The sequence below is a fragment of the Microbacterium sp. JZ101 genome (genome assembly GCF_053903175.1).
In genome coordinates, this window is sequence record NZ_CP096400.1 from 3475684 (window position 1) to 3490575 (window position 14892).

The 14892-nt window shown below is 70.8% G+C and carries 13 protein-coding genes and 1 tRNA gene; 10 read left to right on the plus strand and 4 right to left on the minus strand.

Going from position 1 to position 14892, the window contains the following annotated elements:
* Nucleotides 1–33: 33 nt before the first annotated feature.
* Both M1D56_RS15975 and M1D56_RS15980 read right to left on the minus strand, forming a co-directional pair.
* Nucleotides 34–495, minus strand: a complete 462-nt coding sequence (locus M1D56_RS15975; RefSeq protein WP_456284193.1) for a nitroreductase family deazaflavin-dependent oxidoreductase — start codon at nt 493–495, stop codon at nt 34–36.
* 93 nt (nt 496–588) lie between these two features.
* The gene (locus M1D56_RS15980; RefSeq protein WP_456284194.1) at nt 589–1512 is read right to left on the minus strand and encodes an alpha/beta hydrolase; all 924 of its coding nucleotides are present in this window, start codon (nt 1510–1512) and stop codon (nt 589–591) included.
* A 70-nt stretch (nt 1513–1582) separates the two neighbouring features.
* Between M1D56_RS15980 and M1D56_RS15985 the strand changes: the two genes are divergently transcribed.
* Nucleotides 1583–2236 carry a TetR family transcriptional regulator C-terminal domain-containing protein gene (locus M1D56_RS15985; RefSeq protein WP_456284195.1) on the plus strand — a complete coding sequence of 218 codons (654 nt, stop codon included), beginning with the start codon at nt 1583–1585 and terminating at the stop codon, nt 2234–2236.
* Between the two features lie 149 nt (nt 2237–2385).
* Here M1D56_RS15985 and M1D56_RS15990 read toward each other — a convergent pair.
* A tRNA-Leu gene (locus tag M1D56_RS15990) sits at nt 2386–2469 on the minus strand.
* A 215-nt stretch (nt 2470–2684) separates the two neighbouring features.
* Here M1D56_RS15990 and M1D56_RS15995 point away from each other — a divergent pair.
* The 7 genes from M1D56_RS15995 (at nt 2685) to pknB (ending at nt 11857) form a co-directional block, all read left to right on the plus strand.
* Nucleotides 2685–3419 (plus strand): FhaA domain-containing protein, encoded by a 735-nt coding sequence (locus tag M1D56_RS15995; RefSeq protein WP_271172479.1) that lies wholly within the window; start codon nt 2685–2687, stop codon nt 3417–3419.
* Entirely contained in the window at nt 3416–3925 is a 510-nt protein-coding gene (locus M1D56_RS16000; RefSeq protein WP_456284196.1) for an FHA domain-containing protein FhaB/FipA, read from the plus strand. Before M1D56_RS15995 ends, M1D56_RS16000 begins: the two co-directional genes overlap by 4 nt.
* Nucleotides 3926–3935: 10 nt before the next feature.
* Entirely contained in the window at nt 3936–5273 is a 1338-nt protein-coding gene (locus M1D56_RS16005; protein ID WP_324013376.1) for a PP2C family protein-serine/threonine phosphatase, read from the plus strand.
* Nucleotides 5270–6643, plus strand: coding sequence for an FtsW/RodA/SpoVE family cell cycle protein (locus tag M1D56_RS16010; RefSeq protein WP_271172482.1), 1374 nt, complete (start codon nt 5270–5272; stop codon nt 6641–6643). The genes M1D56_RS16005 and M1D56_RS16010 overlap by 4 nt, the downstream gene beginning before the upstream one ends.
* A 55-nt stretch (nt 6644–6698) precedes the next feature.
* Complete coding sequence (locus M1D56_RS16015; protein ID WP_271172483.1) at nt 6699–8162, plus strand: peptidoglycan D,D-transpeptidase FtsI family protein; 1464 nt, start codon at nt 6699–6701, stop codon at nt 8160–8162.
* Nucleotides 8159–10012 (plus strand): protein kinase domain-containing protein, encoded by a 1854-nt coding sequence (locus M1D56_RS16020; RefSeq protein ID WP_456284197.1) that lies wholly within the window; start codon nt 8159–8161, stop codon nt 10010–10012. The genes M1D56_RS16015 and M1D56_RS16020 overlap by 4 nt, the downstream gene beginning before the upstream one ends.
* 141 nt (nt 10013–10153) lie before the next feature.
* Nucleotides 10154–11857 carry a Stk1 family PASTA domain-containing Ser/Thr kinase gene (pknB, locus tag M1D56_RS16025; protein ID WP_456285248.1) on the plus strand — a complete coding sequence of 568 codons (1704 nt, stop codon included), beginning with the start codon at nt 10154–10156 and terminating at the stop codon, nt 11855–11857.
* A gap of 138 nt (nt 11858–11995) precedes the next feature.
* Here pknB and M1D56_RS16030 read toward each other — a convergent pair whose 3' ends face one another.
* On the minus strand, nt 11996–12667 hold the full coding sequence (locus M1D56_RS16030; protein ID WP_456284198.1) for a GntR family transcriptional regulator: 672 nt from the start codon (nt 12665–12667) through the stop codon (nt 11996–11998).
* A gap of 181 nt (nt 12668–12848) precedes the next feature.
* Between M1D56_RS16030 and M1D56_RS16035 the strand changes: the two genes are divergently transcribed.
* Together M1D56_RS16035 and M1D56_RS16040 are read left to right on the plus strand one after the other, a co-directional pair.
* Nucleotides 12849–13085, plus strand: coding sequence for a cell division protein CrgA (locus tag M1D56_RS16035; protein WP_456284199.1), 237 nt, complete (start codon nt 12849–12851; stop codon nt 13083–13085).
* 150 nt (nt 13086–13235) lie between these two features.
* The gene (locus M1D56_RS16040) at nt 13236–14846 is read left to right on the plus strand and encodes a LuxR C-terminal-related transcriptional regulator (RefSeq protein ID WP_456284200.1); all 1611 of its coding nucleotides are present in this window, start codon (nt 13236–13238) and stop codon (nt 14844–14846) included.
* Nucleotides 14847–14892 lie beyond the last annotated feature (46 nt).

Here is a 14892-nt window from a genome sequence, read left to right on the forward strand (position 1 = left end):
GCGTACACGCGGTTGCCGTCGTCGGGCGGCGTCCTACCCGGGCGACACCCGGCGAAGGACGACCACGTCGGTCGGCGTCGTGCGCCGCGCCGCGAGCTGCTCGAGCTGCGGCTCGATCGCGAGCCACTGCGCCCAGAGCCGGTCCCGCTCGGCGCCCTCCGCGCGATGTGCTTCGACGACATGCGACGCCCCGCCCGGCATCGTGACCGACGCGCGCGGCTCGGCGCGCAGGTTCAGCCACCAGGCCGGATGCCCTTCACCCCATCCGTTCATCGCGAGCGTATGGACATCCTCGCCATCCTCGAGGTAGCCCACGATCGCGAGGCGCTCCTGGCCCGACCGGCGGCCGAGCGTCGTGAGCGCGAGAGAGCCCCACGGCTCCCGCCCGCCTGGTCGCCACAGCCCGCGACCCGGGCCGCGCCGTGCGATCGCGCGGTGGATGCGCCACGCGGTCGTGACCACGAAACGAGGGGGGACGAACGGCTGGGATGGCATCGGTCTCTCCGTTGCTCGCGCGAACGCCCCCAGGATGGCACGGGCGCGCAGAGCGCACCAGTGCGAGCGCCACCCCCATCCACCACGTCTCGCTTACGCCGGTTTTCCGCGCTCCGAAGCCTCGGCAAGCGAGACATGCAGGGGGTGGGTGACGACGTCGTCGAGGCCGGATGTGCCGGACCCGGCGAACGCGAGGACGGCGTCGAGCACGGCGTCGTCCCGCAGGATGCGGTTGTGACCGAGGCCCTCCGTCCGCAGCAGGCGAGAGCGCGGGCCGTGCGCGCGATGCAGGCGGATGGCATCGGCGTCGGGCAGACGCCGGTCGTCGCGATCGTGCACGACGAGAAGCTCGATGCCGGCAGGCAGCGGATGCGCGACCGCGTCGAAGCGCCGCGCGGCCGACGCCGCGGTCTCGTCGATGCGCGCGTGGAAGAGCCGCTCGAGCTGCACCTTCGCGGCGGCGCTGAGCCCTCCTTCGAGAGCGAACCGGTCGATCATCGGCTGCGGCCCTCCCGCGCCGGCGATCACGGCCACGCGACCCGACGCCTGCCCACGCGCCGCGGCCAGCGCGGCGACGCCTCCCACCGAGTGCGCGACGACGAGATCGAACGCTCCGTGCCGCTCACGCAGACGCGCGATCGCGTCGAGCCAGTCCCGGATGTCGGTGCGCCGGCCGCCGGATGCGCCGTGTGCGGGTGCATCGAAGGACACCACCGTCATCCCCTGCGCGACGAGCTCACGCACGAGCGGCGCGAACTGGCTCGCGCGCCCGCGCCATCCGTGCACGACGAGGGCCGCCGCGGCGCCGGCACCCCAGCGGTACGCGACGACATCGCGACCGCGCACGCGGATGATCGTGCGCTCGGCCGCGAGGTCAGTCGCGGCATCCGCGTCGCGCAGCGGCATCCGCGGACGCGTCGAGAAGAAGAGCCGATAGGCGATCCATCCGGCCAGATCGGGAGACACCGCGTCCGCGGCCCGGAGCACACCGCCGATGAGCGAACGAGAGGGGTTCATCGCGCCTCCGTGAGAACAATACGAACGATCGTTCGCAGACTACATGAACGATCGTTCGTACACTAGAGCCATGACCGATCAGCCGACCGTCGACGGCCGCCGCCTCCGCGGCGACGCCTCGCGCCGCTCCGTGCTCGCGCGGGCGACGCACCTCGCCTCGGTCGAGGGACTGGACGGACTGACGATCGGCCGTCTGGCCGAGAGCTCAGGGCACAGCAAGAGCAGCATCGCGACGCTGTTCGGCGGCAAGCAGGGCCTCCAGGTGGCGACGATCGGCGCCGCGCGCGAGGTCTTCTCGGCCGCGGTCGTCGAGCCGGCGCGGGCGGCACCGCGGGGCCTCGCACGCCTCGTCTCGCTCATGCGCCATGCGCTCGACTACTCCCGCGAGCGTGTCTTCGACGGCGGATGCTTCTTCGCCGCCACATCGTCCGACATCGACTCGAAGCCCGGCCCCGTCCGCGACGCTCTGCGCGAAGCGCTCCGCGACTGGTACGGCTACCTCGCCGCGCAGGCGCGCAGCGCGATCGAGGCGGGCGAGCTCGCCATCGCTCCCGACGACGCCGACCGGCTCGTCTTCGCGCTCGTCGCCCTCGAGCAGGAGGCGAACAACCGGTCGCTGCTCTTCGGCGACGACCGACCGTACGCGTTCGCCGCAGCCGCGATGCGCGATCATCTGCGCGCAGCCGGCGCCGCCGAGGAGGCGCTCGCGCCGCTCATGCCGTGAACGACGGCGGCGAGGCGAGCGGATCTCACGCGACCACCGTAGCGACGAACCCAACGGTTGCGTAACGCTCGAGTTCTCGATCCTGCCTGGCGCTGATGTCCACCCGGGTACGGCGAAGGGCCCCGATCCGAAGACCGGGGCCCTGTCTGTGCGCGAGGTGGGACTTGAACCCACACGCCCGTGAAGGCACTGGCACCTGAAGCCAGCGCGTCTGCCAATTCCGCCACTCGCGCGCAGAATCCGGATCGCTCCGAACTCAACTTCCCGAGGATATCACGCACGAGAGGCCCTCGCGAAAGCGCGACGGCGGGCGCGTCGCACCCGCATCGCGTACATCCCGCGGATGATCCGCATCCTCCCGGAGGCGCCTTCCCAGGTCGCCCGGACCCGGCTTTCCAGACGACGTGGCTACGATGACCCTGACCAGTCGGCCTGCATGAGGAGCCCAGTGGGACTACTTGACAGCTTCGAGAAGGGGCTCGAGCGCGCCGTGAACAGCGCGTTCGCGAAGACCTTCCGCAGCGGGCTGCAGCCCGTCGAGATCGCGTCCGCCCTGCGCAGCGAGCTCGACAAGAAGGCCGCCATCGTCACCCGCGACCGCGTCCTCGCGCCGAACAGCTTCACCGTCCGCGTGAGCCCCGCGGACGCCGAGCGGATGGATGCCCTCGGCTCCGCGCTGCGCACCGAGCTCGACGAGATCGTCCGCGCGCACGCCGCCAAGCAGGGGTACAGCTTCCCCGGCCCCGTCTCGATCGCGCTGCGCACCGACCCCGACGTCGCGACCGGCACGCTCGGAGTCGACTCCGTCATGGCCGAGGGGCGCGTCGACTGGCGCGCGGTCGTCGAGATCGCCGGCCGGCGCCATCCGCTCGAGCGCGCGCGCACCGTCATCGGGCGCGGAAGCGATGCCGACATCACCATCCCCGACCCCGGCACGAGCCGCCGCCACGTCGAGGTGCTGTGGGATGGCGAGCGCGCCATGGTCCGCGACCTCGGCTCCACCAACGGCTCGAAGCTCGACGGGCGCCCCGTGAAGCAGGCCGCCCTCGCGAACGGCCAGGTCATCACGATCGGCCGGACCGACATCGTCTTCCGGCTCGTCCCGTCGGCCGCTCCCCCGCAGCGCGTTCCGCGTCACGAGGCCGCCACCGAGCTGTACGACTTCCGCGGAGGCGACCGATGAACGAGCTCACCCAGCTGCTGCTGCAGTACGCGTTCCTGCTCGTGATGTGGCTCTTCGTCTTCGTCGTGGTGTTCTCCCTGCGCGCCGACATCTTCGGCGTGCGGGTGCGCAAGCTGCCGAGCAGCGCCACCGCGAGCGCACCGCCGAGCGCACCGAGCACGCCGCCGTCGGGGGCACCGGCGGCCGCGAAGCCCGCACCCGCCGCCAGCGGGGGCACGCGCATCGTCATCACCTCCGGCCCGAAGGCCGGCCTCGAGCTCCCGCTCGGACGCGACCCCCTGACGATCGGCCGCTCGAGCGAGTCGGGCCTCGTCATCCGCGACGACTACACCTCGAGCCACCATGCGCGGCTCGTTCCGTGGGGCGAGCAGTGGATGCTGCACGACCTGCAGTCGACGAACGGCACGTTCCTCGACGGGAAGAAGGTCTCGCCTGACGCCCCGGTCCCGGTGCCCTTCGGCGTACCCGTGAAGGTCGGCGCGACGACGTTCGAGCTGCGGAAGTAGCCCCCGGCCGATGGTCTTCACAGGGTCCAGCGCCGCCATCTCCCACACGGGGAAGGTGCGCTCGAACAACCAGGACTCCGGCTACGCCGGGTCCAACCTCTTCGTCGTGGCCGACGGGATGGGCGGCCACGCGGGCGGCGACGTCGCGTCGGCCGTCGCGATCCAGAAGATCGAGCCCCTCGACCAGGTCTACGGCTCCCCCGCCGAGGCCGAGGCCGCGCTCAAGATGACGATCACGTCGACCGCGGGCGATCTCATCCAGATCGCCGCGAAGCGCCCCGAGCTCGCGGGTCTCGGCACGACGGTCAGCTCGATCGTCATGGTCGACGACAACGCCGTCATCGCGCACATCGGCGACTCCCGCATCTACCTCTACCGCGACGACGAGCTCACCCAGATCACGACCGACCACACGTTCGTGCAGCGGCTCGTCGACTCGGGCCGGATCACGCCCGAGGAGGCCCGCTTCCACCCGCGGCGCTCGGTGCTCATGCGCGTGCTCGGCGACATGGACGCGCACCCCGAGGTCGACACGTTCATCATGCCGACGCACGAGGGCGACCGCTGGCTGCTCTGCTCGGATGGCCTGTCGGGCGTCGTCGACGAGGCGCACATCACGAAGGCCCTCCGCCAGGGCTTCGCGCCCGGCCGCACCGCCGACATCCTCCTGAAGTACGCCCTCGACGGCGGCGCCCCTGACAACGTCACGATCGTCATCGTCGACGTCGGCGGCCAGCACCCGCTCTACACGGGCACGCCGACGATCGTCGGGTCGGCGTCGAACCCCGACGGCGTCGTGGTCGACGTCGCGCCGAGCCGCAGCGTGCTGCCGACGAGCTGGTTCCACCCGAATCGCGCGGCGGCCAACGAGCCCACCCACTTCGAGCCGGAGCCCGAGTACCTGCAGGAGCTCATCGCCGAGGACCGGCGACGCCGCAGACGGCGCCGCCTGGGCGCGATCGGCGCCCTGCTGCTGCTCATCGCCGCCGTCGCGGGCGGCCTGGCCGCCTTCTTCAGCTGGACGCAGACGCGCTACTACGTCGGCGCCGACGACGACACGGTCGTGATCTACCAGGGCATCCAGCAGTCGCTCGGCCCGATCTCGCTGTCCGAGGTGCGCGAGGACACGGATGTCGTGCTCGCCGACCTGCCGCAGGCCTACCGCGCGCAGGTCGAGCGGACGATCACGGCCCGCTCGCTCGCCGACGCCGAGGCGATCGTCGAGCGGCTGCGCTCGTACCAGCTCGAGCCCGGCGAACCCGATGAGACGCTCGACGAGGACGCCCCGTCCGAGGACCTCTCGACGCCGACGCCGACCCCCACGCAGACGCCGGAGGGCGAGGGATGACCGCCGCCGACACCCAGATCCAGAAGGCGCTCCGCCGCGTGCGCCGACCGCAGCCGCTGCGCAACCGCGAACTGCTCCTGCTCCTGTTCGCGCTCGCGCTCTCGGCGGGAGCCGTCGTCCTCGTGCAGTTCGGGGCGGTCGGCGAGCTGCAGCCCGGGATCTTCGTCGGGCTCGGCATCGTCGGCTTCCTGACGCTCGCGCTCCACGTCGTGCTGCGCATCCGCGCCTCGCAGGCCGATCCGTTCCTCGTCCCCATCGCGACCCTGCTCACGGGCCTCGGCATCGCGATGATCCACCGGATCGACGTCTACAACGCCACGGTGGACGCGCACATCGCCGCGCCGAGCCAGATCGCCTACGCGGGGATCTCGATCGCGCTGGCGATCGCCCTCGTATGGGCGCTCGTGAACTACCGCGTGCTCTTCCGCTACACGTACATCTTCGGCCTCACGGGCATCGTGCTGCTCGTGCTGCCGTTCATCCCGTTCCTCAACGGCGGCGGCAACGCGGTCGTGTGGATCAACGTGTTCGGCTTCAACTTCCAGCCCGGCGAGCTCGCGAAGATCTGCCTCGCGATCTTCTTCGCCGGCTACCTCGTCCGCACGCGCGAGAGCCTCGCGTCGACCGGCAGGCGCATCCTCGGATTCACCTTCCCCCGCGCCCGCGAGTTCGGCCCGCTCATCGTCGTGTGGCTCATCTCGATGGCGATCATCGTGCTCCAGCGCGACCTCGGCACGGGTCTGCTCATCTTCGGGATGTTCGTCACGACGCTGTACGTCGCGACCGGCAAGACCGGATGGATGCTCACGGGCGTCGTGCTCGCTGTCGCGGGCGCGATCGGCGCATCGTTCGTGCTGACGTACGTCCACAACCGCTTCGACACGTGGCTCAACGCCCTCGACCCCGCGCTCTACGACGCATCGGACGGCGGCAGCTTCCAGCTCGTGAACGGCATCTTCGGCCTCGCGCACGGCGGCCTCTTCGGCACGGGCCTCGGACAGGGCCGGCCGTACCTGACGCCCGTCTCGCAGAGCGACTACATCTTCCCGAGTCTCGGCGAGGAGCTCGGGCTCGTCGGCCTGTTCGCGATCCTCTGCCTCTACCTCGTGTTCACGGCACGCGGGCTCCGCATCGGCGTGCTCGGCCAGGACGACTTCGGCAAGCTGCTCGCCACCGCGCTGTCGTTCACGCTCGCCCTGCAGGTGTTCATCATGGTCGGCGGCGTCACGCGGGTCATCCCGCTGACCGGCCTGACCACCCCGTTCCTCGCCGCGGGCGGTTCGTCGCTGGTGTCGAACTGGCTCATCGTGGCGCTCATCCTGCGCATCAGCGACGCGGTGCGCCAGCAGCCGAGGGCGGTGATCGGATGACCGGGCGTTTCGACTCGCTCCGCTCGCTCAACGACCGGGAGGAGGCGGTGATCGGATGACCAAGGAGCTCCGCAGGCTCAGCATCGTCGTGCTGTTCATGTTCCTCTCGCTCTTCGTCGCGACGAGCTGGATCCAGGTGGTCTCGGCCGCCTCGCTCAACGAGAACCCACTCAACCGCCGCACGCTGTACGACAGCTTCGAGGTGCAGCGCGGCTCGATCATCGCCGGCGGCCAGGAGATCGCGACGTCGACGGCGTCGAACGACATCTACGCGTGGCAGCGCCAGTACGCCAGCCCCGAGCTCTGGTCGACCGTGACGGGATACATGAACCCCGTGCTCCAGTCGGTGACCGGTCTCGAGCAGGCGATGAACCAGGAGCTGTCGGGTCAGGCCGCCTCGGCCTTCTTCCAGCGCATCGACCAGATCATCTCCGGTCAGGATCCGCGCGGCTCGAGCATCGAGCTGAGCCTCGACCCCGCCGCGCAGCAGGCCGCGTACGACGCCATGACGAGTCGCGGCTACACGGGTGCGGTCGTCGCGATCGAGCCGTCGACCGGCCGCATCCTCGCGATGCTCTCGACGCCCGGCTACGACACGAACCAGCTCGCGGTGCACGACTCCGACGCGGTCAATGCGACCTACGACGCGCTCGAGGCCGACGCCCTCGAGCCGCTGCAGAACCGCGCGATCGCGGGCGACCTCTACCCGCCAGGATCCACGTTCAAGCTCATCACCGTCTCCGCCGCGATCGCGTCGGGCGACTACACGATGGACTCGAAGCTGCCGAACCCCGCCTCGTACGAGCTGCCCGGCTCGTCGCACGTCGTGCGCAACGCGACCGGCGGCACGTGCGGATCGGGCGACGAGGTGACACTCCACGACGCCATCCGCCTCTCGTGCAACGTGCCGATGGCCGAGCTGGCCGTCGAGCTCGGCGACGACGCGATCCGCGCGGCCGCCGAGAAGTACGGCTTCAACCAGAGCTTCACCACGCCGCTGCCCTCGACGGCATCGTCGTACCCCGAGCTCGACGACGACGCGCAGACCGCGCTCACGGGCTTCGGGCAGGGCCAGGTGCAGGCGACGCCGCTGCAGATCGCGATGCTGGCCGCCGGCATCGCCAATGACGGCCTCGTCATGAACCCGTGGATGGTCGACGACGTCATCGGGTCGGATCTCTCCGTGCAGCAGACCTTCGAGCCCTCGCAGTTCGGCCAGGCGCTCGACGCCGATCTCGCCGACGCGATCACCGACGCGATGACGGCGAGCGTGCAGGATGGCGCGGCCACCAATGCAAGAATTGACGGGGTCGAGGTGGCCGGGAAGACCGGGACTGCGGAGACGCCGAACGACGGCCCCTACACCCTCTGGTTCACCGGCTTCGCGCCGGCGGATGATCCGCAGGTCGCGGTCGCCGTCGTCGTCGAGGACGGCGGCGGTCAGGGCCAGTCGGGGAGCGGGAACACGATCGCGGCTCCCGTCGCGAAGGAAGTGATGGAGGCGGTGCTGGGACGATGAGACCTACACGAGGTGTTTCCTTCGGCGGCCGCTACGAGCTGAACTCGCGCATCGCCATCGGCGGGATGGGCGAGGTCTGGGAGGCGACCGACCACGTCATCGGGCGCTCGGTCGCGATCAAGATCCTCAAGGACGAGTACATGGGCGACCCCGGGTTCCTCGAGCGCTTCCGCGCCGAGGCCCGTCACGCCGCGCTCGTCAACCACGAGGGCATCGCGAGCGTCTTCGACTACGGCGAGGAGAACGGCTCGGCCTTCCTCGTCATGGAGCTCGTCCCCGGTGAGGCGCTGTCGACCATCCTCGAGCGCGAGGGCGCGCTGCCGCCCGAGCGCACGCTCGACATCACCGCGCAGACCGCCGCCGCGCTGCAGGCCGCCCACGCGGCCGGTCTCGTGCACCGCGACATCAAGCCCGGCAACCTGCTCATCACGCCCGACGGCCGCGTGAAGATCACCGACTTCGGCATCGCCCGGATCGCCGACCAGGTGCCCCTCACGGCGACCGGCCAGGTCATGGGCACCGTGCAGTACCTCTCGCCCGAGCAGGCCTCCGGCCACCCGGCGAGCCCCGCGACCGACACGTACTCGCTCGGCATCGTCGCGTACGAGTGCCTCGCGGGGAAGCGCCCCTTCACGGGCGAGTCGCAGGTCGCGATCGCGATGGCGCAGATCAACGAGCAGCCGCCGCCGCTGCCCTCCGACGTGCCGCAGCCGGTGCAGAACCTCGTGATGGCGATGATCGCCAAGAAGCCCGAGGACCGCCCCGCCTCGTCGGCCGCCGTCGCACGCGCGGCCAACGCGCTGCGTCGCGGCGACGTCGCGGCAGCGGCCGCGGCCGTGCCGGCCGTCGCGGGGGGCGCCGCGCTCGCCGATGACGACCTCACGCAGCTGCTCGGCACGGGCGACGACGCCACGACCCGCCTCATGAACTCGACCCGGCCCATCCCCTTCGATCCGGGCCTGCCGCGCGCGGAGGCCGAGGAGCCGAAGAAGAAGAAGCGCAGCTCGTGGACGTGGCCGCTCATCGCGCTCATCGTCCTCCTGCTGCTCGTGCTCGGCGGAACGGTCGCCGCGTTCCTCATGAACCAGGACGAGGGCGACCCGACGACCGAGACGAGCAGCCCTCCGCCGAGCTCGTCGCAGCCGTCGACGACCCCGACCCCCAGCGAGACGGCGACGCAGCTCGTCGACGTCGATGCGCTCGGCCTCGTCGGCCGGCCGTACGAGGAGGCGCTCTCGGTCCTCAGCGACGCCGGCCTCGCCGGCACGCGCGCCGAGGGCGAGGAGGCGACGAGCCCCGACCAGATCGAGACGGTCGCCTCCGTCTCCCCGCGCGGCAACATCGCGGCGGGGTCGACGATCGAGCTCACGGTGTACACCGCGCCCACCTTCGCACCCGCAGAGGAGGCGACGTTCGAGTACAACGGGTCCACGAGCGTGAGCTCGGTGCCCGCGGGCGCCTCCCTCGTGGTGCGCTGGAATCAGTACAGCTGCCCCGAGGGCTTCGGGGACGCGACCTACGACGTGACGCTGACCGGCGCGAACTTCGCGGATGTCGGCGGCCCCCAGCGGCAGTTCCTCCAGAACGAGACGAGCGCCGTGATCACCGCCGGCGAGGCCGGCCAGACGATCACCGCGAACTACACGGTCACCTGCAGCGGCATGCCCGACAGCACGCAGGTGGCCCCCGCCTCGGGATCGGTGACGGTCGAGGCCGACGAGCCCGAGAGCACCCCGACCCCGACGCCGACCCCCGACGGCGGCGCGGACGGCGGCTCGAGCGACACCTCGTCGAACGGCCAGGGTCAGGGCCAGAGCGGCACCGGCCAGGGCGGCTCGACGACGGGCTGATCGTCTCGTCGGCGGGGCCGACGTTCAGCGGGTGAGGCTATGCTGACCCCGCCTGCTACTCCGGGGGGTCCATCTGTGAAGGCCGAGACACGCGTCCTCAACGACCGCTACCGCGTCGATGAGCTCATCGGCCGAGGGGGCATGGCAAGCGTCTTCCGCGGCTTCGACGAGAAGCTCGGCCGCACGGTCGCCATCAAGATCCTCGAGAAGGACCTCGCGGGCGACAGCACGTTCCGGACGCGCTTCCGGCTCGAGGCGCAGGCCGCCTCCCGCATGGCCCGCTCTTCGATCGTGCGCGTGTTCGACGCCGGGGAGGACACCGAGACCGACGCCACGGGCGGCGTCCGCCCGGTTCCGTACATCGTCATGGAGCTCGTGACCGGCACGCTCCTCAAGGACATCATCGCGCGCGGCCCGGTCGCCCCGAAGGACGCCGTGCGATACGCAGACGGCATCCTCGAGGCCCTCGAGTACTCGCATCGGGCCGGCGTCGTCCATCGCGACATCAAGCCGGGCAACGTCATGATCACCGAGTCCGGCCAGGTCAAGGTCATGGACTTCGGCATCGCCCGTGCCGTCTCGGACTCGTCGTCCACGGTCGCCCAGACCACGGCCATCCTCGGCACCGCCGCGTACTTCTCACCCGAGCAGGCCAAGGGCGAGTCGGTCGACGCGCGCGCCGACCTCTACTCGACCGGCGTCGTGCTCTACGAGCTGCTGACGGGGCGCCCGCCCTTCCGGGGCGACTCGCCGGTCGCCGTCGCGTATCAGCACGTGAGCGAGACGCCCGTCACGCCGACCGCCCTCAACCCCGACGTGCCCAAGGGTCTCGACCCCGTCGTGCTCCGCGCGCTCGCGAAGGACCCCTTCCAGCGCTATCAGGACGCCGCACGATTCCGCGAGGCGCTCGACGCCGCTCTCGACGGCCGTGCGCCGACCAAGCGCGAGCTCGACACGCTCACCAACGAGCTCTACGGCCCGAGCCCGCGCCAGGCGCAGGAGACCGCGCGCACGCTCCAGCAGCTCTCGAGCGACACGACGATGACCCGGACGCAGTCCGGCCCCCCGGTCGTGTGGATCTGGTCGGCGGTCGCGCTCATCGCGGTGCTGATCGTCGCTCTCGTCTTCTGGCTCGCGACCATCCGCCCGTGGGATGGCACGCCGTCGACCGCCCGGATCATCCCCGACGTCGCCGGGATGACCTACGAGAAGGCCGTCGAGGAGCTCGAGGCGCGCGATCTCGTGCCGGTGCGCGAGGACGTGCCGAGCGACTCGGTGCCCGAGGGCGTCGTCGTCGAGACGGACCCTGGCGCCGATCTCTCGGTGAGCCCGAATCAGCGCGTCGAGGTGCTCGTGTCGGAGGGGCCCGAGGTCGCGGTCGTCCCCGCACTCGTCGGACTGACGGAGTCGCAGGCGCGCGACGCGATCTCGAAGGCGGGGCTCTCGCTCGGCGCGATCCTGCCGGTGGACGATGCCGAGCACAAGGCCTCGACGGTGCTCCGCGTCCACGCGGGAGACGACGAGGTCGCGGAGGGCGACGAGCTCCCCGCCGGTGCCACGATCGACCTCGAGGTCGCCACCGGCCGCGTCCAGGTCAACGATCTCAAGGGATTCTCGCTCGACGCCGCGAAGCGCGCGCTCGAGGAGCTCGGCCTCACGGCGGAGGTCGTCGAGGACGACACGTGCCAGGAGTCGGACCAGCCGGGCGTCGTGTCGCAGTCCGAGATCGGATCGGTGCCGATCCAGTCGACGATCCGCATCCGCGTCTGCACGGGCACCGAGCCGACGCCCACTCCGACCCCGACGCCCACGCAGGGCATCGACGCCGACCCGGCCGAGCGCTAGACGCCGCCGAGCGCCGGCTCGGCGCCGGGCCGCCGCCGCGTCGCGGCTCAGATCAGGACGATCTGCCCGCTGCAGGATGATCCCCGCTGGTTCGTCCTGCCACCGCGCGATTCACCTGCAGCCGAGGTCGTGCGCTCCCTACGCGCGGATGCCGTCGGCCGCGCGCTCTTCGAGGGGCCCGCCCCGCACGTCGCCCGTGTACACGCCGCGCAGGATGTCCTGGACGTCGCGCACCTCTGCGGCGCTGATCGCACAGGAGAGGGCGAAGAGGATCCTCCGGAGATCGACCGACGCCGGTGCCGGCACGCGCTGGGAGGTGTGGAAGCGGATGGTGAAGTCGGCATCCGCGACGAGCTCGGCGAACAGCGCGTTGTCGAGATGACGAGATAGCGACGCACTCATGATCCGCAGGCGCGCGAACGCATCGCCCGGGGAGGGCGCCGCACCGCGGGGCACCGCCACGAGCTCGGCGATCCGATCGAGCTCCTGCTCCTCGAGGGAGGGCAGCACGAGCCCGGCGACGGACGCGTCCAGCTGCGAGGCGAGATCGAGTGCGTGACGTCGGCTCTCAGCAGTGGCAGTCGCGACGCGCGTCCAGCGACCGCTGTCGATCTCCACGAGGCTGGCGCGAGCGAGACGCTGGATGGCCTCGCGAACGGGCGTCTTCGAGATCTCGAACTCTTCCGCGATGTCCGCGAGGGACAGTCGCTCACCCGGTTCGTAGGCGCCGGCGATGATCCGCTCGGCGAGCATGACGTAGAGGCGGTCGCTCAGGACATCGACGTCACGGCGATGGAGGGGTGTGAACATGGTTCCTCTTCGAAGAGTCGCGCGCAGCTGCCGCGCTGACGCGGCCGATCACCTCGAAGTATTCCCGCATCCCAGAGTCCGGCACCCCCGGTGCGATGCGAAATCATCCCGATTTTCATCCTGCGGCATCGCGTCCCCTCGCCTTCCGTGAAGGCCCGGCGAGCCGACTAGACTCGGACTCATGGCACGAGCATCCCAGGGCGAAGAACCCCTCGAGCGCAGCGACAGCGGCAAGGCGCCGAACCCCGTCTGGTTCAAGCCGGTCATGGTGAGCTTCATGCTCATCGGCCTCGTCTGGATCCTCGTCTTCTACCTCTCGGGCATGGCATTCCCCATCCCCGACATCGGCGCATGGAACCTCGTCATCGGCTTCGGCATCGCCTTCATCGGCTTCCTCATGACGACGCAGTGGCGATAGCCGCGGCAGGGCTCGAAGGAGGCGTCCCCCCCGGGGGCGCCTCCTTTTTTGTCGCCCATCACCCTGGGCAGTTCTGCCCAGGGTGAAATCCGGGGTGAAGTCGCGTAACGTTCCGCAGGCACGTGCTCGCGCGCGGGATTCGATGGTCTGATGCAGCATCTCCTGGGCGCGCCCGATCCGACTCGCATCGCCGAGGCCTTCGAGAGCGGCGACCTCGCAACGATCGAGGATCTCAGCGACGAGCTCTGGTACCGGTTCCCCGCTGAGTACGGCCCGCAGATCGCCCGCGTCGCCGCGCGGCTGTCCCCCGCCGAGCTCGAGCAGCATCCCCGGCTGCTCCTGGCGGCGTTCCAGGCCCACCAGTTCGGCCGCCGCGGTGATAACGAGGCGCAACGGGGCTTCCTTCAGGTGTACGTCACTCGCGGCCGACGATATGCGCTCAGGTATGCGACGTTCCCGAAGCCCGCGGACCTGCTGGCGGCCGGGGTGATCGCCATGATCGGAGCGCGCCTCCGGGGAGACTACGCGGAGGCGGAGCGCATCGGATCCGACATCGCGGACCGGCTCGCGGAGATGCCGGAGCCGGAGCCGCTGCCGTGGCTCGACGCGGGCGGCCGCCGACCCGGGTGGCTTTCGATGCAGCGGTCCCTGACGGCGATGCTCAGCGGTCGGTACGAAGACGCCCTGACGCACGCGCGCACGAGTTTCGAGCAGATGGGACCGCCGCCTTCACGCCACTACGCGGGCGTCAACGCCGCGGCGACCGCGGCCCTCCTCTCAGCGCTGGCCGGAAGCCACCGGTCGGCCACGCGATGGCTCGAGGAGGTCCGGCAGTCCGGCACCCCGGACATGCTGATGCAGGACCTCGTCATGGCCCCCGCCCACCTCGCAACGGCTCTGCTCAGCATGGATGCTCTCTCGGAGAGAGCCGCGCGGCGTTCGCTGCGACGGCTGGGCGACCCGCACGCGCCGTACGAGGTCTGGCCGTTCATCGCCGCCGCCTGGGCCCGCTACGGCAACCTCTTCGGCTCTCCTTTCGCGGCCCTCGCGCAGCTCGAGGACGTCATCGAGGCGCACGGCGCGAAGTCCCAGCAGGCGCGGATCGCGGGTGGGCTGCTCCTGCGCCTCCGCGCTGATCTCCTGCTCGCGGCCGGCGACGGGGCAGCGGTGATCGGCCTCGCCGCCGACCATCCCTCACAGGAGATGCTCCGGATCCCGCTCGCTCGTGCGCACCTGCGCGCCGGAGAGCTCGGAACGGCGATCCGGCTGTCGTCGCCGCCTCTGAGGTGGACCACGACGACGCGCCGGGACACGCTGGATCACCTGCTCATCCTCGCGGCGGCGCAGCTGCGCCGGGGTGAGGAGACCGACGCCGGGGCGCTGTTCCTGCGCGCGCACGAGTACCTCATCGCCACCGGCAATCGATCGGCATTCCGGGAGATGAATCCGGACGATCTGCAGGCGCTCTGCGCCCTGACGAAGATCGAGAGTCCGCTCGGAGCGCACACCGTGCCCGCCGCACGCCACGCGGAGGTCCACCTCCCGCGACTGACTCCGCGGGAGCTGATCGTCCTCCGGGCCCTGAGCACGTCCGATACGCTCGGCGGGATCGCGGCGCGCCTCAACGTCTCGCTCAACACCGTTCGCAGCCAGGCACGCAGCGTCTACCGGAAGCTGGGCGTTTCTCGCCGCGAGGACGCCGTCGCGGCGGCGCTTCGGATGGGGCTCCTCGGTGGCGAGGCTCCGCAGCGCACCAGCTAGACCCTCCGCCCTCGGTCTCAACACCGAGACGGCCCCGGCCATCGCA

Coding starts and splice junctions, on each gene's coding strand:
- M1D56_RS16040 (WP_456284200.1), top strand. CDS start 13,236: ATGCAGCATCTCCTGGGCGCGCCCGATCCGACTCGCATCGCCGAGGCC.
- M1D56_RS16035 (WP_456284199.1), top strand. CDS start 12,849: ATGGCACGAGCATCCCAGGGCGAAGAACCCCTCGAGCGCAGCGACAGC.
- M1D56_RS16005 (WP_324013376.1), top strand. CDS start 3,936: ATGGTCTTCACAGGGTCCAGCGCCGCCATCTCCCACACGGGGAAGGTG.
- M1D56_RS16030 (WP_456284198.1), bottom strand. CDS start 12,667: ATGTTCACACCCCTCCATCGCCGTGACGTCGATGTCCTGAGCGACCGC.
- M1D56_RS15980 (WP_456284194.1), bottom strand. CDS start 1,512: ATGAACCCCTCTCGTTCGCTCATCGGCGGTGTGCTCCGGGCCGCGGAC.
- M1D56_RS16000 (WP_456284196.1), top strand. CDS start 3,416: ATGAACGAGCTCACCCAGCTGCTGCTGCAGTACGCGTTCCTGCTCGTG.
- M1D56_RS15975 (WP_456284193.1), bottom strand. CDS start 495: ATGCCATCCCAGCCGTTCGTCCCCCCTCGTTTCGTGGTCACGACCGCG.
- M1D56_RS16020 (WP_456284197.1), top strand. CDS start 8,159: ATGAGACCTACACGAGGTGTTTCCTTCGGCGGCCGCTACGAGCTGAAC.
- M1D56_RS15985 (WP_456284195.1), top strand. CDS start 1,583: ATGACCGATCAGCCGACCGTCGACGGCCGCCGCCTCCGCGGCGACGCC.
- pknB (WP_456285248.1), top strand. CDS start 10,154: ATGGCAAGCGTCTTCCGCGGCTTCGACGAGAAGCTCGGCCGCACGGTC.
- M1D56_RS16015 (WP_271172483.1), top strand. CDS start 6,699: ATGACCAAGGAGCTCCGCAGGCTCAGCATCGTCGTGCTGTTCATGTTC.
- M1D56_RS16010 (WP_271172482.1), top strand. CDS start 5,270: ATGACCGCCGCCGACACCCAGATCCAGAAGGCGCTCCGCCGCGTGCGC.